The organism is Nonomuraea solani (genome assembly GCF_900108335.1).
GTDB classification, from domain to species: domain Bacteria; phylum Actinomycetota; class Actinomycetes; order Streptosporangiales; family Streptosporangiaceae; genus Nonomuraea; species Nonomuraea solani.
In genome coordinates, this window is record NZ_FNVT01000001.1 from 88,863 (window position 1) to 111,349 (window position 22,487).

Annotated in this window: 26 protein-coding genes; 15 read left to right on the forward strand and 11 right to left on the reverse strand. The window is 72.2% G+C overall.

Features of this window, described 5'->3' with window-relative positions:
- Window positions 1–11: 11 nt before the first annotated feature.
- The 3 genes from C4V41_RS00410 to C4V41_RS00420 are packed head-to-tail and all read right to left on the reverse strand — an operon-like array spanning window position 12 to window position 1,515.
- Window positions 12–323, reverse strand: a complete 312-nt coding sequence (locus C4V41_RS00410) for a hypothetical protein (RefSeq protein WP_146103478.1) — start codon at window positions 321–323, stop codon at window positions 12–14.
- Window positions 324–373: 50 nt separating this feature from the next.
- A complete protein-coding gene (locus tag C4V41_RS00415; protein WP_103953695.1) occupies window positions 374–1,021 on the reverse strand; it encodes an ArsR/SmtB family transcription factor in 648 nt (215 codons plus the stop codon).
- Entirely contained in the window at window positions 1,021–1,515 is a 495-nt protein-coding gene (locus C4V41_RS00420) for a cupin domain-containing protein (RefSeq protein WP_103953696.1), read from the reverse strand. Before C4V41_RS00420 ends, C4V41_RS00415 begins: the two co-directional genes overlap by 1 nt.
- Window positions 1,516–1,833: 318 nt before the next feature.
- Here C4V41_RS00420 and C4V41_RS61610 point away from each other — a divergent pair, with 318 nt between their 5' ends.
- Both C4V41_RS61610 and C4V41_RS00425 read left to right on the forward strand, forming a co-directional pair.
- On the forward strand, window positions 1,834–1,983 hold the full coding sequence (locus C4V41_RS61610) for a hypothetical protein (protein ID WP_160150131.1): 150 nt from the start codon (window positions 1,834–1,836) through the stop codon (window positions 1,981–1,983).
- A 39-nt stretch (window positions 1,984–2,022) separates the two neighbouring features.
- Window positions 2,023–2,610 (forward strand): TetR/AcrR family transcriptional regulator, encoded by a 588-nt coding sequence (locus C4V41_RS00425; protein ID WP_200823665.1) that lies wholly within the window; start codon window positions 2,023–2,025, stop codon window positions 2,608–2,610.
- Between the two features lie 6 nt (window positions 2,611–2,616).
- Here the strand turns inward: C4V41_RS00425 and C4V41_RS00430 are convergent, their stop codons facing one another.
- Entirely contained in the window at window positions 2,617–3,024 is a 408-nt protein-coding gene (locus tag C4V41_RS00430) for a RidA family protein (RefSeq protein ID WP_103953698.1), read from the reverse strand.
- Between the two features lie 56 nt (window positions 3,025–3,080).
- Here C4V41_RS00430 and C4V41_RS00435 point away from each other — a divergent pair, with 56 nt between their 5' ends.
- The 4 genes from C4V41_RS00435 to C4V41_RS00445 all read left to right on the forward strand — a co-directional run bounded on the left by C4V41_RS00435 (window position 3,081) and on the right by C4V41_RS00445 (window position 6,122).
- Window positions 3,081–3,704, forward strand: a complete 624-nt coding sequence (locus C4V41_RS00435; RefSeq protein WP_103953699.1) for a TetR/AcrR family transcriptional regulator — start codon at window positions 3,081–3,083, stop codon at window positions 3,702–3,704.
- Window positions 3,705–3,835: 131 nt separating this feature from the next.
- Complete coding sequence (locus C4V41_RS60555; protein ID WP_146103479.1) at window positions 3,836–4,021, forward strand: hypothetical protein; 186 nt, start codon at window positions 3,836–3,838, stop codon at window positions 4,019–4,021.
- 75 nt (window positions 4,022–4,096) lie between these two features.
- Window positions 4,097–5,014, forward strand: a complete 918-nt coding sequence (locus C4V41_RS00440; protein WP_235029828.1) for a helix-turn-helix transcriptional regulator — start codon at window positions 4,097–4,099, stop codon at window positions 5,012–5,014.
- Between the two features lie 106 nt (window positions 5,015–5,120).
- On the forward strand, window positions 5,121–6,122 hold the full coding sequence (locus C4V41_RS00445) for a WD40 repeat domain-containing protein (RefSeq protein ID WP_103953701.1): 1,002 nt from the start codon (window positions 5,121–5,123) through the stop codon (window positions 6,120–6,122).
- Between the two features lie 30 nt (window positions 6,123–6,152).
- On the opposite strand, the gene C4V41_RS00450 is transcribed toward C4V41_RS00445, so the two are convergent.
- Together C4V41_RS00450 and C4V41_RS00455 are read right to left on the reverse strand one after the other, a co-directional pair.
- Window positions 6,153–6,839 carry a hypothetical protein gene (locus C4V41_RS00450; RefSeq protein WP_146103480.1) on the reverse strand — a complete coding sequence of 229 codons (687 nt, stop codon included), beginning with the start codon at window positions 6,837–6,839 and terminating at the stop codon, window positions 6,153–6,155.
- A 24-nt stretch (window positions 6,840–6,863) separates the two neighbouring features.
- Entirely contained in the window at window positions 6,864–7,952 is a 1,089-nt protein-coding gene (locus C4V41_RS00455) for an alcohol dehydrogenase catalytic domain-containing protein (RefSeq protein ID WP_103953703.1), read from the reverse strand.
- A gap of 139 nt (window positions 7,953–8,091) precedes the next feature.
- On the opposite strand from C4V41_RS00455, the gene C4V41_RS00460 reads away from it, so the two are divergent.
- From C4V41_RS00460 to C4V41_RS00470, 3 genes are read left to right on the forward strand one after another with little or no spacing between them, the layout of a single operon-like run.
- Window positions 8,092–9,351: an ABC transporter substrate-binding protein gene (locus C4V41_RS00460; protein ID WP_103953704.1), complete on the forward strand. Its 1,260-nt coding sequence runs from the start codon at window positions 8,092–8,094 to the stop codon at window positions 9,349–9,351.
- The gene (locus C4V41_RS00465; protein WP_103953705.1) at window positions 9,348–11,945 is read left to right on the forward strand and encodes an ABC transporter permease subunit; all 2,598 of its coding nucleotides are present in this window, start codon (window positions 9,348–9,350) and stop codon (window positions 11,943–11,945) included. The genes C4V41_RS00460 and C4V41_RS00465 overlap by 4 nt, the downstream gene beginning before the upstream one ends.
- Window positions 11,946–11,947: 2 nt before the next feature.
- A complete protein-coding gene (locus tag C4V41_RS00470; protein ID WP_103953706.1) occupies window positions 11,948–12,688 on the forward strand; it encodes an ABC transporter ATP-binding protein in 741 nt (246 codons plus the stop codon).
- Here C4V41_RS00470 and C4V41_RS00475 read toward each other — a convergent pair.
- Entirely contained in the window at window positions 12,685–13,413 is a 729-nt protein-coding gene (locus C4V41_RS00475; RefSeq protein ID WP_103953707.1) for a dienelactone hydrolase family protein, read from the reverse strand. The genes C4V41_RS00470 and C4V41_RS00475 overlap by 4 nt on opposite strands.
- Window positions 13,414–13,498: 85 nt before the next feature.
- Here C4V41_RS00475 and C4V41_RS00480 point away from each other — a divergent pair, with 85 nt between their 5' ends.
- Window positions 13,499–14,311 (forward strand): helix-turn-helix transcriptional regulator, encoded by an 813-nt coding sequence (locus C4V41_RS00480; RefSeq protein WP_103953708.1) that lies wholly within the window; start codon window positions 13,499–13,501, stop codon window positions 14,309–14,311.
- Window position 14,312: 1 nt separating this feature from the next.
- On the opposite strand, the gene C4V41_RS00485 is transcribed toward C4V41_RS00480, so the two are convergent.
- The 3 genes from C4V41_RS00485 to C4V41_RS00495 all read right to left on the reverse strand — a co-directional run bounded on the left by C4V41_RS00485 (window position 14,313) and on the right by C4V41_RS00495 (window position 16,651).
- On the reverse strand, window positions 14,313–14,738 hold the full coding sequence (locus C4V41_RS00485; protein ID WP_103953709.1) for a MerR family transcriptional regulator: 426 nt from the start codon (window positions 14,736–14,738) through the stop codon (window positions 14,313–14,315).
- 19 nt (window positions 14,739–14,757) lie between these two features.
- Window positions 14,758–15,738 carry an MDR family NADP-dependent oxidoreductase gene (locus tag C4V41_RS00490; protein ID WP_103953710.1) on the reverse strand — a complete coding sequence of 327 codons (981 nt, stop codon included), beginning with the start codon at window positions 15,736–15,738 and terminating at the stop codon, window positions 14,758–14,760.
- Window positions 15,739–15,805: 67 nt separating this feature from the next.
- A complete protein-coding gene (locus tag C4V41_RS00495) occupies window positions 15,806–16,651 on the reverse strand; it encodes a LysR family transcriptional regulator (RefSeq protein ID WP_235029918.1) in 846 nt (281 codons plus the stop codon).
- Between the two features lie 82 nt (window positions 16,652–16,733).
- Here C4V41_RS00495 and C4V41_RS00500 point away from each other — a divergent pair, with 82 nt between their 5' ends.
- A complete protein-coding gene (locus C4V41_RS00500; protein ID WP_103953712.1) occupies window positions 16,734–17,402 on the forward strand; it encodes a type 1 glutamine amidotransferase domain-containing protein in 669 nt (222 codons plus the stop codon).
- Window positions 17,403–17,497: 95 nt separating this feature from the next.
- Window positions 17,498–18,463 (forward strand): alpha/beta hydrolase, encoded by a 966-nt coding sequence (locus tag C4V41_RS00505; protein ID WP_103953713.1) that lies wholly within the window; start codon window positions 17,498–17,500, stop codon window positions 18,461–18,463.
- On the opposite strand, the gene C4V41_RS00510 is transcribed toward C4V41_RS00505, so the two are convergent.
- On the reverse strand, window positions 18,441–19,547 hold the full coding sequence (locus C4V41_RS00510) for a PucR family transcriptional regulator (RefSeq protein ID WP_103953714.1): 1,107 nt from the start codon (window positions 19,545–19,547) through the stop codon (window positions 18,441–18,443). The genes C4V41_RS00505 and C4V41_RS00510 overlap by 23 nt on opposite strands.
- Before the next feature lie 66 nt (window positions 19,548–19,613).
- On the opposite strand from C4V41_RS00510, the gene C4V41_RS00515 reads away from it, so the two are divergent.
- From C4V41_RS00515 to C4V41_RS00525, 3 genes are read left to right on the forward strand one after another with little or no spacing between them, the layout of a single operon-like run.
- On the forward strand, window positions 19,614–20,714 hold the full coding sequence (locus tag C4V41_RS00515) for an acyl-CoA dehydrogenase family protein (RefSeq protein WP_103953715.1): 1,101 nt from the start codon (window positions 19,614–19,616) through the stop codon (window positions 20,712–20,714).
- A complete protein-coding gene (locus tag C4V41_RS00520) occupies window positions 20,711–21,661 on the forward strand; it encodes an acyl-CoA dehydrogenase family protein (protein ID WP_103953716.1) in 951 nt (316 codons plus the stop codon). The genes C4V41_RS00515 and C4V41_RS00520 overlap by 4 nt, the downstream gene beginning before the upstream one ends.
- Window positions 21,658–22,485 carry a TIGR03619 family F420-dependent LLM class oxidoreductase gene (locus C4V41_RS00525; protein ID WP_103953717.1) on the forward strand — a complete coding sequence of 276 codons (828 nt, stop codon included), beginning with the start codon at window positions 21,658–21,660 and terminating at the stop codon, window positions 22,483–22,485. The genes C4V41_RS00520 and C4V41_RS00525 overlap by 4 nt, the downstream gene beginning before the upstream one ends.
- Window positions 22,486–22,487 lie beyond the last annotated feature (2 nt).

Sequence of the window (22,487 nt, forward strand, 5' to 3'; positions counted from 1 at the left end):
CGGGACCTCCGTCAGTCCGGGTCGGCGAGGTTGCAGGCGGGGACCCAGCCGACGACGCCGGTGGTCGCGTTGCGGCCGTGGTGCCACAGGCTGCTCTTGAAGTTGTCGCACCGGTAGAGGCCGTGCTCCTCTTCCCGGTTCGACTCGAAGCCCTGGCCCGCGTAGCCCAGGCCGTTGCGGTTGGAGTCGGCCCTCGGCTCGCTCCAGATGACCACGCCCTCGGCGGCGAAGTCGTACAGGCGTCTGGCCTGGGCGTCCTGGGCCAGGCCGCCCATGGTCGCGGCCGTGAGCAGGCCCGCCATGGTGGCTCGTCTGATGTGCACCGTGCCTCCCTCTGTGAGAGTGTCGTTGCTCACAGTAAGGGAACGGTCGCTCAGCGTTCCAATGGTTTTTCGCCGCGCCGCCAGCCCAGGAAGCCGCCGTCCAGCGGGTGGGCGGTGTAGCCGTGCTCGCGCAGCAGGCGCACGGCCTCGGGGGAGACCACGCAGTACGGGCCGCCGCAGTACGCGACGATCTCCGACTCCTTCGGCAGCTCGCCGAGCTGGTCGAGCAGGTCTTCGAGGGGTACGGAGACCGCCCCGGGGACGTGGCCGGCCGCGTAGTCGGCGGCCGAGCGCACGTCCACCACGACCGTGCCGGGATCCGCCAGCCGGTCCGCGAGCTGGTCGGCGGTCACGCCCTCCAGGGTGCCGAGCCGGTCGCGTACGGCGTCGCGCAGGTCCGCCAGCCGGTCGTGCGCGAACCCCTGCAGCTCGCCGAGAAAACGCGACACCCGCTCGTCGGCCAGCCGGTAGTAGACGCGCGTGCCCTCCCGCCTGCTGGTCACCAGGTGCGCCGCGCGGAGCTGCTGGAGCTGGGCCGAGGTGTTCTTGAGCGGGATCTCCGCCGCCTGCGCCAGCTCCTCGACCGTGCGTTCGCGCTGGTCGAGGACGTCGAGCAGGCGCAGCCGCACCGGGCTGGCCAGGGCCTTGCCGACGCGGGCGAGCTGCTCGTAGATCGGCTCCTCAGGGAACTGCGGCATCAGACCATGTACTGGTCGTGCCGCAGGTAGAGCTCCGTCCATTCCTCGGGGGTGAGTTGCCGGCCGGTGCCGGCGATCTCGGCCAGCTCCTCGAAGTACGCCTCGCGCGGCGCGCCCGGCGTGAACAGGATCAGCATCGTCGCCGGCTCGCCCGACTCGTTGCGGAACGCGTGCACCCCGCCCTCCGGCAGGAAAAGGAAGTCGCCCGGCTTGCCGTCGGCCCACTTCTCGCCGTTGTAGAGGCGGATGGTGCCGGACAGCACGTAGAACGACTCGGTCATCGTCCGGTGGAAGTGCGGGCCGGGGCCGGATGGTTTCGGGCCCATTTCGTACCGGTAGAGGCCGTACGCGCCGTTCGTGGAGCCGCCCGTGGCCAGGTAGTGCACGTTGGTGCCGCCCTTGCCGATGGACAGGTCCGGCTCCCGGCCGGTCAGGTGGAACGTGCCGCTGTGCTCGCCGGTCTCGCCGAAGTAGCGGGGCTCGGGGTACGTCATGGCGTCTCTCCTATTATTCTAAGGAATTTTAGATTAGCGCGGAAGGGCGTCCGTGGCCAGCCTTTCGAGCTGTTCGGGTTCGTCGACCATGGGGTCCACGTTCGCGTCGCCGTACATGAGACGGAGTCGACTGTTTGGCGATCCTGAAGCTCGCCGGATCGCGCACTGAATCCCACCTCCTGGCGGCCGCTCTCCCTCTCCGACCCGGAACGCGTCACGACGCTGCTGACCGCCGCGGGCTTCCGCGACATCGCCGTCTCCTTCGTCGAGGCCGAGTCGAACTGGGGCGGCGACGCGGCGGACGCCGCCCGGTTCCTCATGGATTGGGGCCCGGCCCGGTTCAACCTCGGTCCGGCCGACCCCGAGCCGGCCCGGGCGGCGCTCGAAGCCGCGTTCGGCCGCTTCGAGCGCGCGGACGCCGTCAGGCTGCGCGCCACCGCCTGGCTCGTGACGGGGACCCGGTCGTGATGACTACGATCTGAATCGATATCACCGAGAAAGGCGGCGGTGCTCCGGGAGGGCGACCGGGGCCTGCGTGAGCATCTGGTCGCCACCACCGAGCGCATGATCTCCGAGCGGGGCACGGCGGGCCTCACCGTACGCGCCATCGCCCGCGAGGTCGGCGTCGCCGACGGCGTGCTCTACAACTACTTCGCGGACAAGGAAGAGCTGCTGGCCGAGGCGCTGCGCGCGCACGTCAGGTCCGTCGAACGGGGTCTCGGCGAGCTGCCGGAGCCCGGCGGCGGGACCATCGCCGGCAACCTGCGGGCTCACATCGAATACGGCCTGGCGATGCACCGGGCGATCCTCCCCGCCTTCGCCGGGCTCCTCGCCCAGCCCAAGGTCCTCGACCGGTTCGCCGAGCTGGGGAGCCCGGGCGAGGATTGGCGCGATCGGCTGCGCGACCATCTGCGGGCGGAGCGGGAGCTGGGCCGGCTGCGCGTCGACGCCCAGGTGGACGCCGCGGCGGCGATGATCGCCGGGGTGTGCCACGAGACCGCGCTGACCCTCCTGTTCCGGGACACGGCCCCGCCCATGACGGCTGCCGACATCGACGACCTGATCACGGTCGTCCTGGGCGGAATCCTTGGCTGACCGGTCTCAGTCGAGGACCGCGGTGGCCTCGACCTCGACCAGCAGATCGGGCTCTCCCAGCGCCGCGACGCCCAGCAGCGTGATCGGCTTGACCGGGTCGACCCCCAGCTTGGCCGCCGCCCGGGAGACCCCCTCGCCCAGCAGCGGCATCTTGTCGGGCGTCCAGTCGACGACATAGATCGTCAGCTTGGCCACGTCGTCGAAGGAGCCGCCGACCTCGGCCAGGGCGGTGCCGATGTTGAGGTAGGCCTGCTCCACCTGGGCGGCCAGGTCCCCTTCGCCGACTCGCCCGCCCTCGGCGTCGCGGGCCACCTGGCCCGCCAGGAACACCAGCCTCGATCCGGTGGCGATCGACAACTGACGGTAGACCTCGGGCTTCGGCAGCCCGTCGGGGTTGACCAGTGTCACGGTCATGCTCTGCTCCTTGCTCGACTTTCTCTAAACATAGCAAAGCTATGTATTGTGGTGCCATGGTGAGGACGAAGGACCCGGCGGTCCACTCCCTGCTGATCGACCGGGCCGCGCAGTTGCTCGCCGCCCGGAAGCCGGTCACGCTCCGCTCGCTGGTGGCCGGCACGGGCGTGTCGACCATGGCCGTCTACACCTACTTCGGGGGCATGGACGGGCTGTGGACGGCGATGCGGCAGGAGGGCTTCACCCGGCTGGCCGCCCGCCTGGCCGAGGTCGCGCCCTCGAAGGATCCGGTACGGGATCTGGCCGCGCTCGGCGCCGCATACCTGTCCAACGCCATGGCCGGTCCCGATCTCTATCGGGTGATGTTCGACGCCGGGTTCGAGCTCGAGGACGCGGCGGCGGCGGATGACACGCTGCACTGTCTCGTACGGACCGTCGAACGGGCCACGGCCGCCGGCCGCTTCCGTGACGGCACCGACCCGCTGGAGCTGGCCACGCAGAGCTGGATGATCGGCCACGGGCTGGCCTCACTGGTCGCCACCGGCCCACTGCCCCCGCAGGCGCTGGCCCACGGCGTACCGCTGCTGACCGCCCTGTTCACCAGCGCGGGCGACGACCCCGGCCGATGCCGCCGATCGGTCGAACACGGCTGGCATCCCGATGCTAGGGTCCGGCCATGATCCAACAGCGATCAACGGGACCGACCGGCTTCACGTAGCGCGCCAGGAAATACCTGGCGGTGCTACTGAGGGAGCCTCATGTCCCGCACTGCCCATCACCTCGGTCGTCCGGCTCTTCGGTGGGGAGCCGCATGGCGATCGGTGACGATCGTCGATCTTCGTTACAGCGCCGCCTGCCTGCGACGGGCGCGGCGGGACGGTCACCGGCCACGGCCGATGTCCGTCCGCCGCAAGGTGGCCGTCTCGCCGTCGAGGCCATCGACGATCTCGAAGTTCACCCCGCGCGACACCGTCGCAACGTGATCTGGCAGTACTGATCACGGACTACGCGGTCTACCGGGGGGACAATCTCAACCCCTCTTTCCGCCGGTCCGATCCCTACAGTGAATCGGGTGGACAGCAATCGAGAGCAGATCCGCGGCTTCCTCATCAGCCGGCGTGCCAAGATCACGCCGGAGCGGGCCGGGCTGCCCGCCGGTGGTCGGCGCCGGGTTCCGGGGCTCCGGCGTGAGGAGGTCGCCGTTCTCGCGGGCGTGAGCACCGAGTGGTACACACGGCTGGAGAAGGGCCACGTCAGCGGCGTGTCCGACGACGTTCTGGAGGCGGTCGCCCGGGCGCTGCAGCTGACCGAGGAAGAACGGATCCACCTGTTCGACCTGGCCCGAGCGGCACGGCCCGCTCGCCGCGCGCCTTCCCGCCGCAAGGAGGTGGAGGTCCCGCGTCCCGTCCACTGGTTGCTCGACTCCATGACGATGTCGGCCGCGTTCGTACGCAATGGCCGCCTTGACATCGTCGCCATCAACCCGCTGGGCCGAGCCCTCTTCGCGCCGATGTACGACAGCGACACCACGGACGAGCGCGGCCGCGCCAACTTCGCCCGCTACTACTTCCTCGACCCCGGCTCCCACCACTTCTTCGTCGACTGGGACGACGGCGCCGACGTCACCGCCGCGCTGCTGCGCGCCGAAGCCGGTCGCGAGCCACATGACCGCGCGTTGCGCGAGCTCGTCGGCGAGCTGTCCACGCTCAGCTCCGAGTTCCGCACCCGGTGGGCCGCGCATGACGTACGCATTCGCCACGAGGGCGTCAAGTCCCTGCAGCATCCCGAGGTCGGCCGCCTTGAGCTGACCTACCTGTCCCTGGACCTGCCCACGGCGCACCGGACCGTACGCAACCTGACCGCGTACACCGCCGAGCCGGGCACCGTCGCCGAAGACCGGCTCAAGCTGCTCGCCAGTTGGGCGGCCACCCTCGGCCGGCGCCAGGACGCGGAGGCACCGCACACCGAACAGGGCGGGAGGCCGGAATGAGCGAGGCGAGCCTGCGACCTCTGTCAGATGCACCACGTCGACCGGGCCATGGCCGGCGCCGGGGGAGGCGCCGCAGGTGCCGCCGTTCGTGAGAGGATCAGCGGCTGTGACGGACGCGCCGCATCGACTGCTGTGCCGGCTTGACGAATACTTCCACGTCAGCGTGGTCGCCTGCCCGAATGACTTGAGCGTGGTGCTGGCCGGGGCCGGTGCGACCGGTAACAACGACCTCGGTGAGGTGCTGTTGTTGCGGCCGGATCCCGACGCCGAAGAGCCGGACCAGATCGCCGTACTGGCGCGGCAGGCGACGGCCGTGGACGCGGTGTTCAGCCCTGACGGTACGCGGGTGACCATCGGGTACGCCGACGTCGGCGGTGGCGGCGACGGTCCGGGAACCTATGGGCTCGACGGAGTTCTCCGGCATGGTTTCGCCATCGGCGAGGAACTCGCGGCCGATGGCGGCTGGGATGGTGACATCGCCTTCGACCGGCTCGCCCAGTCCGGCGACGGGCGATGGCTCGCCGGTGGCAGCGCCGTGGTGGGTGCGGTGACCGTGGCCGACTCGGCGACCGGCCGTACCCTGCTGACCATGCCGGACGCGACGGGGCCTGTGGCGCTGGACCACACCGGCGGCCGCCTGGCGTACGCCAGGCCGGACGGCCGGATCTCGGTACGAGAGACGCATTCCGGTGCCGCCCTGTCCACCTGGGACACCGGCCTGCCGGCGGTCCACGCGTTGGCGTTCTCCCCGGACGGCTCCGGGCTCGTCGCAGCCGGTGGAGACCGTCCGACCGCTTGTCTGTTCACGGCGGACGGGGACCGAACGGACGTGATGGTGGCCGATCCCGCACTCACGATCGACGCCACGCTGCCCTGGACGGCCATATCGACGCGAGCCTGCTGGACCGGCCGCGGCCCGGCCGTGTTCACCGCCGACGACTACCAGGCCGTGCTGTTCGACGCCACCGACGGCCGCGTTCTTTGGACCGGCTCCGACCAGACCGTCGCCTCGTTCACTCCGGACGGCCGAGTCTTCATCGCCTCGGGCTCCGACGGCATCAGCGCCTGGCTCCTCGCCGCGCTCATGGGAGATCCCGCCACCCCATGAGCCCGCGCCGCACATGGCCCGCGAAGATCGTTACGAGAAACCCGCGATTCGGTGAGCGCGTAGCCCTCGCGGAATGACGATGCGGTCCGCCTTGCGCGTCTTACCGGTTCGTGGGTCGAACACCCAGCGGTCGTATCCCCGGTAGTTGCGCCATGGCCCCTTGTGGACGGCGAGCAGCATCGTCAGCGTGCCCGACCGGTTCCAGGTCAGGTGGACACCGCTCGTGAGCACCGAGACGCGGGGACGCACCTCGGTTCCCCTGCTCAAACTGGTGAACGTGATCCAGGTGCCGCCGTCCTCGATCCTCGTGGCGAGGGTGTCGCCGTCCGCGGCGAGGGCGTGGGCCGGTCCGGTTCGCCGCACCACGGTCGAGGTCGGCAGGTCGTACACCACCACCTCATCGCCATGACCGTCCGTGTGGAGAAGCGCGCGTGAGCCGTCGGGGGTGAAGGAGATGATGCTCCCCATCGGGGCGGCGAAAGCGGTTTTGTCTCCAGGGCGGCGGACGGTCGCCCGCGCGTCCTTGAGCTGGATGACCCGGTCGTCGCTCAACCAGGCCTTCCATGGTCCGCACGCCTGGCCGCCGCAGGTGCCCAGGCCCATGTAGCGGAGGGTCGGGCCTTTTGCCTGCGCGGCCGCCATGCTCTGACCGGGGGCGAGGAACCCGAAGGTGAGAACCAGCGAAACCAGTGCCCGTAAGCCAGTCGCCCAAGTCATCGCTGTCCGTCCGTGGACCGTGCTCTAGAAAGTGATGACAGTGCGGGCTACTGAGCCTTGGCGGACGTGAGCAACCGCTTCGTTGATGTGGTCCAAGGGGAGGCGTTCCGTGATCAGGCCGTTCAGGTCCAGGCGGCCTGCCAAATACTGTGCGGTGAGCATGGGGAGGTCGCGGTGGGGGGCCGAGTCGCCGCCTTGGGTGCCCATCAGGCGGCGGGAGGAGAAGAGGAGCGCCGTGTCCAACTCCATGGGGTGGCCAGAGGGCGGGCTGCCCACCATGACCGTGGTGCCACCTGGTTGGGTCGAGGCGAACGCCTGGGCCAGGACTCCTGGGACGCCTGTCGCGTCGAAGGCGTAGTCCGTGCCGCCCCTTGTCAGCTCCCCTACCTGCTTGGGGAGGTCGGTGGGCTGGAGGGTGTGGGTGGCGCCGAAGCGTTCGGCGAGTTTGAGTTTTGGTTCCGCCACGTCGGCGGCGATGATCGTGGTGGCGCCGGCCAGGACCGCGCCCTGGATGACGTTCAGGCCGACACCGCCGCAGCCCACGACGAGGACGGTCGCGCCGGGTGGGACTTTGGCGACGTTGAGGACGGCGCCGACGCCCGTGATGACACCGCAGGCCAGGAGGCACATGGCGTCGAAGGGGGCGGATTTGGGGATTTTTACGCACATGGGTTCGGCGACCACCGCGTACTCGGCGAAGGAGCCGATGCCGATGAAGCGTTTGAGCTCCGCGCCGTCCAGGGTGATGCGGGGGAGGCCGCCCATGATGGTGGGCAGGCGGGCCGGGCCCGAGCAGAGGTGGAAGCGGCCCGAGCCGCATTGATGGCAGCGGCCGCAGGGGCCGCTCATCGAGATGATGACGTGGTCGCCCGGCTTGACGGTCGTGACGCCCGTACCGGCGCTCTCGACGATTCCGGCGCTCTCGTGACCGAGGATGAACGGCGGGCGGCTCACCACGGGGCTCTTGCCGTCCATGGCCTTGAGGTCGGAGCCACAGACTCCTGACGCCTTGATCTGGACGCGGACCTCGCCTGGGCCCGGGTCGGCGATGTCCACCTCGCGAAGTTCCATGGGGGCGTTGAAGGCGGTCAGGACGGCTGCGCGCATCAGCATGGGGTTCACGCTAGTCCGGGGTACTGATTGCGAGCAAGCGGTTGCTCGGTACGGCCGTTGACGGTCTGGGCGGGTGAATTTACGCTCAGGACAATAACCAAGCGAGCGCTAGGCCAAATGGGCGAGGGAGGCCATCAGCATGGCTCGTGGGTACGGGGTGGCGGTCAGGGCGGGATCGGGCCTGATGGTGGTTGCCGCGCTGCTTGCCGGGTGCGCGGCTCAGCAGCGAGGTACGGCCGCGGGCGGCGACACCCCCGGCGTGACCGACACGACGATCAAGATCGGCGGTGTGCTGACCAAGACCAGCGCCAGCGGATACTCGACCAAGGACGCCGAGCTCGGCGCGAAGGCCAGGTTCGAGCGGGCCAACGCCGAAGGCGGCGTACACGGCAGGAAGATCGAGTTCCTCGGCGCCGAGGACGACGGCCAGGACGCGGCCAAGGGCGACGCCGCCGCGAAGAAGCTCGTACAGAAGGATCAGGTCTTCGCCCTCGTCCCCGTGCACGCCCCCAACTTCGGCGGCGCGGCCTTCCTCGAACAGCAGGGCGTCCCGTGGTTCGGGTGGGCGACGGGCCCCCAGTGGTGCGGTACGAAGACCGGTTTCGGCTACAACGGCTGCCTGGCGCCCAAGACGGGCGCGGGCTCCCAGACGTGGTGGGGCAGGCAACTGGCCGACCTGCTCGGCGGCGCCGCCGGCAAGAGCGTCTACGTACAGACCTCCGACTCCAGCGGCAGCAAGTACGGCGGCACCACCATCTCCCAGTCCTTCGTCGCCGCCGGCTTCAAGCTGGCGGGCGTGAACTCCGGCCTCCCGGCCGCCGCCCCGCCCCCCGACTGGCTCCCGTACGTCAACAAGATCATGACCTCGAACGACGGCAAGGCGCCCGACATCGTGGTCTCGGTGATCGCGGGCACCAAGTTCAACGTGGGCCTTTACGCGGCACTCAAGCGAGCCGGCTACAAGGGCGTGCTCACGGACGCGACCAGCTACGACGCCGCCATCCTGAAGGACCCCGCCAGCGCCCAGGCCCTGGAGGGCGTGATCGCGGCCCCCATGTTCGAGCCCTTCGAGTCCAACGCCCCCGAGGTCGCCCGGCTCAAGCAGGATGTCGAGAAGGTCGCCCCCGGCACCGTGCTCACCCAGCACCTGGCCATCGGCTACTGGGCCGCCGACATCTTCCTCGACATGGCGAACAAGACCGGCAAGGACCTGACCAGGGAGAAGTTCCTGGCCACGGGCAACGGCTCGTACGCCTACGAGAACGCCGGCTTCGGAAAGGTCCGGTATCCCAAGGACCACACCGAGCCGAACGGCTGCGGCGCTCTGGTCAAGCTGGAGGGCGGCGCTTTCCAGGTGGCCAAGAGCATGAAGTGCTTCGACAACGTGCCGCTCAAATGATCCTGGGCTACATCCTCAGCGGCCTGGTCACCGGCGCCATCTTCGCGATCATGGGATCGGGCCTGACGCTCTCGTACGCCGCCACCGGCGTCTTCAACTTCGCCCACGGCGCCATCGGCTTCCTGACCGCCCTGCTGTTCTACGAGCTCAACCAGGCCGGCCTGCCCGCCTGGCTCTCGGCCCTGCTGTCGGTGGCGCTGTTCGCGCCCGCGCTCGGCTACGGCCTGCACAAGGCCATGTTCCGCGGGCTCGCCCAGGCGGGGGAGACCGCCCAGATCGTCGCCACCATCGGACTCACGATCGCGCTGCCCGCGCTCGGCCTGCTCGTCGTCGACCTGGCCGGGCTGCCGCCCGCGGACGCGACCTCGCTGCCGCGCGGCATCGGGCCGCACCCCGCCCAGGCGTTCGAGGTGGGCGGGGGAGTGCACCTGGACACCGACCAGCTCATCACGTTCGCCTTCTCGGCGGTGGCGGCGGCCGGGTTGTGGGCGTTCATGCGGCACACCCCGTACGGCCTGCGCATGCGCGCCTCCGTGGACCGCCGCCGGCTGGCCACGCTCCGGGGCATCGACGCCGACGCCACCTCCGCCCTGGCCTGGATGCTCGGCTCCGGGCTCGCCGGGCTGGCCGGGGTTCTGGCGGTTTCGGTGCTCGGGCTGGACGCGACCGCGTACACGGTGCTGCTGTTCGCCTCGGCCACGGCGGCGGTGTTCGGGCGGCTGCGCTCGATCCCGTGGACGTTCGCGGCCGGGCTCGCGCTCGGCGTCGTGCAGAACCTGGTCGCCGGATACACCGACTTCCTCCAGGAGGTCACCGGGCTGCGTACGGCCGTGCCGGTGATCCTGCTGTTCGCCGGGCTCGTCCTGCTGAACAGGTCCCGCGACCGCGTCGCCGGCAGCGCGGCCGAGGACGCGCCGCCGCCCGACCACCTGGCCGGGTTGCCGCCCTGGCGGCGCCGCCTGCCGTGGGCGATCGGGCTGGCCGCGCTGGTGGTGTTCGCGTTCACGGGCTCCGAGTACTACGTCGGCGTCGCGGCGCAGGGGCTCGTGCTGGCGTTGATCTTCTGCTCGTTCGTGGTGGTGACCGGGATCGGCGGCATGGTGAACCTGGCCCAGGCCGCGTTCGCCTCGATGGCCGCGCTGACCTGCGGCTGGGCGTTCGCGTCCGGGCTGCCGTTCTTCGTGGCGATCGTGCTGGGCGTGCTCGCGGCGGCGGCCGTCGGGATGCTCGTGGCGCTGCCCGCGCTGCGCCTGGGCGGGCGGGTGCTGACGCTGGCCACGCTGGCCATGGCGCTGCTGGCCGACCAGGTGCTGTTCCAGGTGGACGCGTTCAGCAACGGGACGATCGGCTGGTCGCTGCCCGCGCTCGGGTTCGGCTTCGCCGACACCTCCGATCCGCGTGTGCGGGTGGTGGTGCTGCTCGCGCTGATCGGCTGCGTGGCGTTGCTGGTACGCAACCTCGAACGGTCCGCCTCCGGCCGGGCGATCCTGGCCGTGCGGTCGGCGCCGGCGGCGGCCACGACGTCGGGGCTGTCGGCGCCGCGTACCAAGATCGTCCTGTTCGCGCTGGCGTCGGCGATCGCGGGGCTGGGTGGCGTGCTGTTCGCCATCTCCAAGGGGTCGATCACGGCGACCGATCTGCCGGCCTTCGCCGGGTTCGTGTGGCTGGCCGTGGTCGTGCTGCAGGGCGTGCGCCGGATCGGCGGCGCCGTGCTCGGCGGGCTGATCGCGGTGGCCGTACCCGAGCTGCTGGCGACCTGGGACCTGTCCGCGCACGTCGGCGCCATCCTGTTCGGGCTGGGCGGCATGATCCTGGCCAAGCATCCCGACGGGGTGCTCACCCAGATGGCCGAGCTGCGCCACCGCCGCCGCCCGGCCGTCACGGAGGAGATCCCCGAGGCCCCGCACGAAGGGCGGGCGCTGTTCGCGCTGGAGGGCGTCGTCGCCGGGTACGAGGACTGCACCGTCCTGCGCGGCGTGCACCTGACCGTCAACCCCGGCGAGGTCGTCGCGCTGCTCGGCGCGAACGGCGCCGGCAAGTCCACCACCTGCGCGGCGGCGGCCGGAGACCTGCCGGTGAGCCAGGGCAGGATCCTGCTGGACGGCGAGGACGTCACCGCCTGGCCCGCCCACCGCAGGGCCCGGGCCGGGATCATGCTGGCCCCCGAGGGCAGAGGCATCTTCCCCGGCCTCACCGTGGAGGAGAACCTGCGGACCTGGCTCGCCGACCCCGAACCCGTCTACGAGCGGCTGCCCCAGCTCGCCGAGCGGCGCGGCGTGCTCGCGGGCGCCCTGTCCGGCGGCGAGCAGCAACTGCTCACACTCGCGCCCGCGCTCGTGCGCCCGCCCCGGGTGCTGATCGCCGACGAGCCGTCGCTCGGGCTGGCGCCGATGGTGGTACGCCAGATCTTCGAGGTCTTCGCCGAGCTGCGCGAACGCGGAGTGGCGCTGCTGCTCGTCGAGGAGAAGGCCACGGAGGCGCTGGCGATCGCGGACCGGGTGGCGTTCATGCGGCTGGGCCGCGTCACCTGGGCGGGCCCGCGGGCCGAGGTCGACAGCGAGCGGTTGACCGCCGCCTATCTGGGGGTGAGGTGACCATGCTGGCCGTGGAGGGCGTGTCGGTGGCGTTCGGCGGGGTCAGGGCGCTGGACGGGGTCTCGTTCGAGGTGGGTGAGGGGCTGGTCTGCGGCGTGATCGGGCCGAACGGGGCCGGCAAGACGACGCTGTTCGACGTGGTGTCCGGGCTGCGCCGGCCCGACGAGGGGCTCGTACGGATGGCGGGGCGCGACCTGACCGGCGTGTCACCGCTCCGGCGGGCCAGGGCCGGGCTGCGCCGCACGTTCCAGCGGACCCAGGTGTTCGGCCGGCTGACCGTGGCCGACAACGTGCTGGCCGCGCTCGACTGGCACGGCGGCGGTGGCGGGCTCGCCGCCGACCTGGCCGGGCTGCCGTCGCGGCGGCGGCTCGAACGTGAGCGCCGCGAGCGGGTGGCCGAGGTGCTGGAGCTGTGCGGGCTCACGCCACTGCGCGACGCGTACGCCGCCGCGCTCCCCGTCGGCCGGCGCCGGCTCGTCGAGCTGGCCAGGGCGCTGGCCGACCGGCCCCGGCTGCTGCTGCTCGACGAGCCCACCTCCGGGCTGGACGCCGGTCAGACGGATCGGCTGGGTGAGGTGATCAGGGCGCTGGACACGACCGTGCTGCTGGTCGAGCACGACATGGGCTTCGTCATGGGCACCTGCGACCGGATCGTCGTCCTGGACCTCGGCAAGGTGATCGCCACCGGGTCGCCGGCCGAGATCAGGGAGGATCCCGTCGTCAGGGCCGCCTACCTGGGTTAGGCGTGGCGTTCGGTGAAGGACAGGATGCGGCGCCAGGAGTCCTGGCAGGCGTCCGCCCACTCGGCGTAGGAGCGGTCGAAGAACGAGTGCGGCGCGCCCTCGTACACGTGGCTCTCGTGCTCGGTCCCCACCCGCGTGAGCGCGGCCTCGTACGCGGCGAAGTCCTCCGGCGTCGAGACCGTGTCGGCCCCCGCCCGCAGCAGGAGCAGCGGCGCCCCGGGCCCGGTGGCCGGCTCCTCGATGGCGCGCAGCGCGCCGTAGAAGCCGATGCCGCCCGCGAGCCCGTTGCCCTCGGCCGCCTGCCGCCACGAGTGGGCGCCGCCCATGCAGAAGCCCACCGAGAACACCGGCAGCCCGTCGGCCGCCAGCTCGTCGGTGGCGGCCTTGACGTCGGCGCGGATCCCGTCGGTGGTGACCTGCTTGACGTGCGTCATGAAGTCGAAGTCGTCGCCGCGATCCCCCAGGCCCGCCGTACGGCCGAAGTAGTCGACCGCGATCGTACGGAACCCGGCCTCGGCGAACCGTACGGCCAGGTCACGGTAGTACGGGTGCAGACCGCGCACGTCGGGCAGGATCACGATGCCGCGCCCGTTGGGCTCGGCCGGCTCGGCCCGGTAGGCGAGCAGGCGGTTGCCGTCGGCGGCGGTCAGCTCGGCCGGTTGGTGGGAGGCCACCTCGCCCTGGATCGGCGGAGCGGGCGGCCGGCTGTCAGTGGAATGGCACATGACGCCAGCATGCCGAGCCGAGCCTCCGTGATCCAGGTACGAAGAGGGCCACGCTGGGCGTGTCCTCGGTCGGCAGAATTGTGGCATGAACAGGGAGCTGGGCGCCTTCCTCCGGATGCGCAGGAGTGAGGTCGCGCCGGAGGACGTGGGAATGGCCGGCGGGCCGCGCAGACGGGTGCGCGGGCTGCGCCGCGAGGAGCTGGCCCAACTGGCCGGGATCAGCGTCGAATACCTGGTCCGCCTCGAACAGGGCCGCACCACTCAACCTTCGGCGTCCGTACTGGAGTCGTTGGCCACGGCGCTCGGCCTGACCGACGCCGAGCGGGCCCACCTGTTCGACCTGGCCGCCCCGCGCGCCCGCCCCCGGCCGTCCGGCGGGGTGCGGCCCGAGCTGGCCCGGCTGCTGGAGCGGGTGGCCGACGCCGACGTGCCCGCGCTGGTCACCGGCCACCGGCTGGACGTGCTCGCCTGGAACCGGCTGGCCGACGCGCTCTTCCCCGGGCTGTGCCGCCCCGGCGCGAACCTGGCCAGGTACAACTTCCTGCACGACCAGTCGGCCACGCTCTACTCGGAGCACGAAGAGGTCCTGCGCGCCACCGTCGGCCAGTTGCGCCTGGCCACCGGCCGCCACCCGGACGACCCCGCGCTGCTTTCCCTGATCGGCGAGCTGTCCGTACGCAGTGAGCGCTTCCGCGTCCTGTGGGCCGGCCGGGTGGTCAAGGAGCGCACCCATGGCGTCAAACGGTTCCGGCATCCCGTGGTCGGCGAGCTGACGCTGCGCTACGAGACGTTCGACGTGCCCGGCGGCCCCGGGCAGCGGCTCAGCCTGCTGCATCCGGAGCCGGACGGCGTGTCGGAGGAGTCGCTGCGGCTCCTGGCCTCCTGGGGCACGCCCTAGATCACCTGGCCTCCTCGGCCATGCGGCGAACCGGCGCCTCCTCGGTCATGCGGTCAAGCGGAGCCTCTTCCGCCGCGCGTTCGGCGAGCCGGGCGCGCAGCCGGGACAGGCGGTCGATCTCCGCGTCGAGGGCGGCGAGCCGGCGCTCCACCACCCCGGCGGTGGTGGAGCAACCGGGCCCGCCGCGTGGCGGCAGCGTGTCGCCCTCCAGCAGGTGCAGGCGATCGGCGCAACTGCGGACGTCCTCGACGGTCAGCCCCAGCGACAGCATGTCGCGGATCAGGCGCACCCTGGCCACCTCGCGCGGTCCGTATTCGCGCTGGCCGGTGGCCGTGCGCGGGGGCGGGGTCAGCAGCCCCCGCTGCTCGTAGAAGCGCAGTGCCCGGGGCGTGGTGCCCGCCGCGGCCGCGGCGTCGCCGATGCGCATCGATCCTCCAGGAAACCCTCTACAACTCGACGATGACGGTCCCGAAATGCCGTCCCGTGATCACCTCGTGCAACGCCCCCGGCGCCTGATCGATGCCCGCCACCCTGACATGCGGGAACGTGAGGTCGCCCGCGCGCAGCCGGTCGCCGAACCGTTCGAGCCAGTCGGATCGCTCCTGCTGACCCTGGTAGGCCCTGATCGAGATCCGCTTGAGGATGAGCTGGTACGGGTCGAGCTCGACCAGCCCGGTCTCACTGGTGGACAGTTGCCCGGACAACGCGCCGACCAGGACGAACCGGGCGCCCGGCCGGGCCGCGGCGACCGCCGCCTGGAGCTGGTCGCCGCCCACGTTGTCCAGGAGGACGTCGATGCCGTCGGGCGCGGCCTTGGCCAGTTGCTCTTCGATCGGCCCCGCGCCGCGGACCACCACCGCGTCGTACCCCAGCTCGCCGACCAGCCGGTCGGCCTTCTCCGGCGAGCCGGTGCTGCCGATCACCCGGCCGGCGCCCAGCAACCGGGCGATCTGCCCGGCCATCGACCCGACAGCGCCCGCGGCGCCCGAGACGAACACCGTGTCCCCGGGCCTGACCTCGGCGTCCCTGGTCAGCGCGGCGTAGGCGAGGTCACCCTTGCTCAGGTGCGCGACGGGGTCGGGCAGCGTGTCGCCCAGCGGCGTGACCTGGCCGATCGGCACGGCCGCGTACTCGCGCCAGCCCATCCAGTGGAAGACCAGGTCGCCGGGCCGCAGCTCGCCGGCGGCCGACACGACCTCGCCGATCGCGGGTCCTGGCAGGGTGTCGCCGGGGCGTAGCGGCGGGATGGGCGTGTTCTTCACCCTGCCGCCGACCAGCGTGCTCAGCGCGGCGAAGACGTGGAAGTAGCGGTTGCGGACCAGCACTTCACCGTCGCCAGGCACGGGTCGCGGGACCTCGGCGACGACGAAGTGCTCGGGCCGCGGCAGCCCGTCCGGGATGGTGGCGAGCCTGACTTCTCGTGACATGACACTCCTTAGGGCATGAGGGCGTCGCGACCCTAACCCTTGACCCGCGCGTCAAGGGCAAGCCCTTCTAGTACGGCGGCGCGGCCCGCAGCTCCTTGACGAGATGGGCGCGCACCCGGGCCACGGCCGGCCGGGCCTCGGCACCGGAGCGGACGGCCAGGTAGCCGGTGTTGATCGGCGGCTCCTCCGGGACCGCCAGCCTGACCAGGGTGCCGGCGGCCAGGTCGCCGCGGCACAGGTACGCGGGCAGCACCGACACCCCCATCCCCGCCCTGACCGCGCTCAGCACCCCGCGCAGATCGGGGATGACGACCTGGGCGGCCATCGACGGGCGGCGGCCGTACACGGTGCGCCAGTAGCGCCGCACGATCGGCAGATCCTCGGCGTAGGCGACCAGCGGCGCGGGCTCCTCGACGAACGGCGCGGCGACCAGGACGAACTCCTCGTCGTACACCGGGTCGGCCCGCACGCCGCGCAGCCGGGGCCGGATCGTGGACAGCACCAGGTCCAGCCGCCCGGCCGCGAGATCGGCCAGCAGGTCGTCGGACAGGCCCAGGGTGAAGCGCAGCCGCAGCCCGTCGCGTACGAGCGGGGCCAGCATCGGCATCACCACCTCGCACAGGAACTCGGCGGGCCCGCCCAGATGGACGGCCTCGTCCGAGGGCAGCTCCGACTCCACCACCCCGTCCAGCGCGTCGAGCGCGGGCGCCACCCGGCGGGCCAGCTCGTCGGCGGCCGGCGTGGGCGCGACGCCGCGCGGCAGCCGGTCGAACAGCGGCCGGTCCAGCGCCGACTCCAGCGACTTGACCTGCGCGGTCACCGCCGGCTGCGACAGGCCGAGTGTCTGCGCGGCGGCCGTGATGGAGCCGGTCCTGTGCACCGCGAGAAAGGTGCGCAGCAGATCGAGCGACAGTGGTGACACATCACTATTCTGATGGCTCGAGTCAGGTTCCGTTATTTGTGGCTGATGGCTCATAGGGACGATGCTCGGAGGCATGACCAAGCGCATCCTGATCACTTTGACCAGCCACGACGACCTCGGCGGCGTGGAGAAGACCGGATACTACGTGCCCGAGGCCGCCCACCCCTGGGAGATCTTCCGCAAGGCCGGGTTCGACGTGGACGTCGCCAGCGTGCGCGGCGGCGAGCCGCCGCAGGACGGCTACGACCCGGCCGACCCCGCGCAGGCCGCCTTCGTCGCCTCCCCCGAACAGCGCAACACCCTCCGCCTGGCCGACGTCGACGCCTCCCGCTACGACGCCGTGCTCTACGCCGGCGGCCACGGCACGATGTGGGACTTCCCCGACGACCCGGACGTGATCCGCGTCGGCCGAGAGGTGTACGAGCGGGGCGGCGTCGTCGCGGCCGTCTGCCACGGCCCGGCCGCGCTGGTGAACCTGACGCTGTCCGACGGCTCGTACCTGGTGGCGGGCAGGCGCGTGGCGGCGTTCACCAACACGGAGGAGGAGCTGCGCGGGGTGGCGCACGTGGTGCCGTTCCTGCTGGCCGACAAGCTGGCAGAGCGTGGCGCTCGGCACGAGCCCGGTGACACGTGGCAGGCTCAGGTGGTGGTGGACGGCCGCCTGGCCACCGGCCAGAACCCGGCCAGCGCCGCCCCGCTGGCCGAGAGTGTGGTGGGCCTGCTCGCCGAACGGCGGGGCTGAGGCGGGCAATCACCGCCGGATGGCGGTTGTGCGACCCGGCCACGGACTCTGACGATCGAGGAGTAGGCCTCGTAGCACCGTGGAAGGGAAACCTCATGGCATTCCACCCCAACCTGGACCCGGAAATCCGGGCCACGCTTGAGCGTGCGCCTCTTCCGGCGTTCGACATGGCGAACCTGACGCCCGAAGAGCTGCCGGGGCACCGCGCCCAGGTCAACGCGATGCTGGCCGCCGCGCCGCCGTCGGACACCACCGTGGTGATCGAGGACCGGCAGGTCCCGGGGCCCGACGGCGAGCCGGACATCCGGGTCCGGATCTACCGGCCCGGCGGGGACGTTCAGGGACGGCCGGGGCTCTTCTGGATCCACGGCGGTGGAATGATCATCGGGGTTCCCGAGATCGACGACGCGATGATGATCGATTACGTCGAACGGCTCGGCATCGTGGCGGTGTCCGTCGACTACCGGCTGGCCCCCGACCACCCGCATCCCGCGCCGGTCGAAGACTGCTACGCGGGCCTGGTGTGGACCGCCAAGACGGCGGACGAGCTGGGCATCGACCCGGCGCGGCTGGCCGTCGGCGGGGCCAGCGCGGGCGGCGGGCTCGCCGCCGCGACCGTGCTACTGGCCCGCGACAGGGGCGGGCCCGACGTGGCCTTCCAGCTCCTCGTCTGCCCGATGCTGGACGACCGCAACATCACGCCGTCCAGCCACGAGTTCACCGAGGCGGTGGTCTGGGACAGGAGCGCCAACATCTTCGGCTGGACCGCGCTGCTCGGCGACCGGGTCGGCACCGACGACGTGTCCCCGTACGCGGCTCCGGCCAGGGCGACCGACCTCGCCGGGCTGCCGCCCGCGTTCATCGACGTCGGTGAGCTGGAGGTGTTCAGGGACGAGGACATGGACTACGCCCTGCGGCTGACGCGGGCCGGGGTGTCCACCGAGTTCCACCTCTACCCGGGGGCCTTCCACGGGTTCGACGGCATGGTGCCCGACACCGCGCTGAGCAGGCGGGCCAGGGAGACCAGGGTGGTGGCGCTCAAGCGGGGGCTCGGCCTCTGACCGGCGGGTTCGCCTGAAGGCGGGTGAGGGCGAGGGCCAGGTGGGCGCGCGTGCGGCCGGCCGGATCGGCGAGCGAGAATCCGAGTACGGACTCCGCCCGCGCGATGCGCCCGGCCAGCGAGCTGTGGTGCAGGTGCAGGGCGACGGCCGCGCCGCGTACCGAGCCCGCCAGGCACAGGGCCCGCACCGCGAGCAGTGACTCCTCGCCCAGCCCGGCCATCGCCTGGACGTCGGCCAGGCCCGCGATCGCGGCCTCGGGCAGGTCGGCGAAGAGCGCCAGCGCGCCCAGGTCGGACCAGCGCATGACCCGGTCGTGGGGGCCGGTGAAGCGCAGCGCGGTGCGGGCGCCCGTCCACGACTCGGCCGCCCGCGCCCCGGGCAGCTCGGGGCCGATCCCGATCCTGGCCCCGTCGGGCAGCTCGGGCAGGGTGGTCGCCACCAGCACGGCCTGGGTGTCGCCGATCGTGGCGGCCCGCACATGGTGCCCCATCATGCGCAATCCGGCGGCCAGCCCCTGGTCGGGCAGCCCTCGGTCGGGCAGCCCCCGGTCGGGCAGTCCTCGGTTGGGCGGTTCGGTGTCGGGCAGGGCGATGGCCAGCGCCTGGAGCGGGGTGGCCGGGTCGAAGCCGAGCAGGCGCAGGGCGCGGGCGCGTTCGGCCTCGCCGGTCTCGGCCGACAGCACCAGCTCGACCAGCGCCGGGTCCCGCCCGGTCCGGGTCAGCGCGGCGGCGCGTTCCAGGGTGACCTCGGCCGCCACCGCGTACCGTTCGAGCACGATCTCGTCGAGCCCGTGCGCCGGCCCCTCGCGTTCCATCCAGACCGACCCGAGCCCCGAGCTCAGCTCCCGCACCGAGGCCGGCGCGGACGCGGGAGTGTCGAGCGCGCCGCCGGGCGAGGTGCGGGTGCGCCGCCCGGTGGCCGCGTCGAACAGGCCGACCGGGCACTGCGTCAGCCGGGCCGTGGCCTTGAGCAGCACGGGCACGCTCACGTGGCCGCGCACCAGCGAGTCGAAGTAGGCGATGACCCGCACCGCGCTCTCCGCGTCCGCGTCGAGCGTCGAGAGCCGCAGCAGCAGTCCCTGCACAGCCCCACACTAAGTCCGCATCAAGCGAGCTGGCGACAATACCAAGCGTGCGCTAGTTTGGTTGCTGTGGATCTCGACTTCTCCCCGGCCGAGCGGGACTTCCGCGCCGAGGTTCGCGCCTGGCTGAGCACGTACGCGCCGGGACCGCTCCCGTCCATGGACACCCCCGACGGCTTCGAGGCACACCGCGCCTGGGAGGCGAAACTCGCGGGCGCGCGGCTGTCCGTCGTCTCCTGGCCCGACGAGTACGGCGGCCGTGGCGCCTCCCTGATCGAATGGCTGATCTTCGAGGAGGAATACTGGGCCGCCGGCGCCCCCGCCCGCGTCACCCAGAACGGCATCTTCCTGCTGGCCCCGTCACTCATGCGGTTCGGCACCCCCGAGCAGCGGGCCCGCTGGCTGCCCCGGATGGCCTCCGGCGCCGACGTCTGGGCGCAGGCGTGGTCGGAGCCGGAGGCGGGCAGCGACCTGGCCGCGCTGACCTCACGCGCCGAGCCCGCGCCCGGCGGCTGGCGCCTGTACGGGCACAAGACGTGGAGCTCCCGCGCCGCCTACGCCACCCACGGGTTCGGCCTGTTCCGCACCTCGGGGGCCCGGCACAAAGGGCTGACGTACTTCCTGTTCCCCCTCGACGACGTGGCCGTGCGGCCGATCGCGCAGCTCGACGGGCTGCCGGGCTTCGCCGAACTGCACTTCGACGGGGTGTTCGTGCCCGAGTCGATGGTGCTGGGCGAGGCCGGGCAAGGGTGGCGGATCGCGATGGCCACCACGTCGTCGGAGCGCGGCCTGGCGCTGCGCAGCCCCGGGCGCTTCCTGGCCACCGCCGACCGGCTCGTCCGCCTGGCGCGCGGGGCCGATCCGGCGCTCGCCGACCGGGCCGCGCGGTGCTGGGCTGAGGCGGAGGCGTACCGGCTGCACACGTTCGGGACGGCGCGGCGGATCATGGCGGGCGAGGACCTCGGGTCGGCGGCCAGCCTGGGCAAGATCTTCTGGTCCGAGCTGGACCTGCGCATGCACGCCCTGGCCATGGAGCTGCTGGGCGAGCGGGCGGGGGAGACGGACTGGCTGGACGGGTTCCTGTTCGCGCTGGCCGGGCCGATCTACGCCGGGACGAACGAGATCCAGCGCACGATCGTCGCCGAACGAGTTCTGGGGCTGCCGCGATGAACTTCGGCTTCACGGAGGAGCAGCTCGCCCTGGCGGAGACCGTGTGCGACGTGCTGCGGGCGCACTGCCCGGCGGCCGCGCTGCGCGGCGAGCGGCGGCCCGCCTGGAAGGAGCTGGCCGGGCTGGGGTTCTTCGGGCTGCTGGCGCCCGCCGAGGCCGGCGGGCTGGGGCTCGGGCTGGCCGATGTCGTGCCCGCGCTGGAGGAGACCGGGCGGGCCTGCCTGCCGGGGCCGGTCGCGGAGACCGTCGTGGCGGCCGCGTACCTGCCGGGCGCGGCGTCCGGGGAGCTGTGCGTCGGCATAGTGCCGGCCGGGCAGGACCACGCCTCGGACGCCGACCTCGCCGACCTCATCGTGGTGGCGCGGGACGACGGGTTACGCGTGGTCGCCCGCGAGTCCGCGCGCCTGGTTCCCCGGCGTGGACCGGATTCGTCCCGCCCGCTGTTCGAGGTGTCCTTCGAGGCGTCCGAGCCGCTGAGCGGGTCCGTCGAGGCGATCTCGCGGCGGATCACGGTGGCGACCTCCGCGCAGCTCATCGGGGTCGCCAGGGAACTGCTCGCGGTCACCGTCGGGTACGCGCGGGTCCGCACCCAGTTCGGGGCCGCCATCGGGTCGTTCCAGGCGGTCAAGCACCAGCTCGCGGACGTGGCGGTGGCCGTCGAGTTCGCCGCGCCGCTGGTCTGGCGGGCGGCGCTGTCGGTGGACGGCGACGTGCCCACCGCCGATCGCGACGTGAGCGCCGCCAAGGCCGCCGCCGGGGAGGCCGCGACCCTGGCCGCGCGGGTGGCGCTGCAGGTGCACGGGGCGATCGGCTACACCGAGGAGCTGGACCTGCGGTTCTGGCTCGCGCGGGCCTGGTCCCTGTCCGCCGCGTACGGCACCACGGCCGCGCACCGCGAACGCCTCCGCCACACCCTGACCGGCGGCGATCTGGGGAGATACCCGTGAAGTTCGGTGTGCCGCTCGGCCTGCTGCACCCGGCCGCCTGGAAGGACGTGGCGATGGCCGCCGACGAGCTGGGCTTCGAGTCGGTCTGGCTGCCCGAGCACCTCGTCTTCGCCACCGACCTGTCCCTGGCCGTCTACCCGGGCACCTCGGACCCGGGGATCAAGCCGGCGACGCCGCTGTTCGACGCTCCCGCGTACCTGTGCTGGCTGGCCGCCCACACCTCCCGCGTCAAGCTCGGCACGGCCGTGCAACTGCTGGCCCTGCGCCACCCCTTCGTGTCCGCCCGGGCGTTCGCCACGCTGGACGTGGTCTCCTCGGGGCGGGCCATCTGCGGGGTCGGGGCGGGCTGGTATCGCGGGGAGTGGGACGCGGCCGGGGTGCCGTTCGAGACGCGGGGGGCGCGGCTGGACGAGGCGATCGAGGTGGTCCGGCGGCTCTGGAGCGACCCGGTGGTCGCCCACTCCGGGCGGTTCTACTCCTTCCCCGAGGTCGCCTTCGAGCCGAAACCGGTGCAGCGGCGGCTGCCCATCCTCGCGGGCGGCGAGTCGGCGGCCGCGCTGCGCAGGGCGGCCCGGCTGTGCGACGGGTGGATCAGCATGCCGCACACGACCGAGTCGATCAAGCCGCAACTCGACCGGCTCGGGGCGGGCGTGCCCGTGACGGCGCACGCTTATGAGCTGGCCTCCCCGGACGAGGTGGCCGTGTGGGCGGGGCTGGGGGTGGAGCGCCTGATCGTCCGGCCGTGGACGCGCAGCCGGGACGCGGTATCCCGGCTGACCGCCTTCGCCACCGACTACGGGGTCAGGAACACCGGCGGGTCGTGATC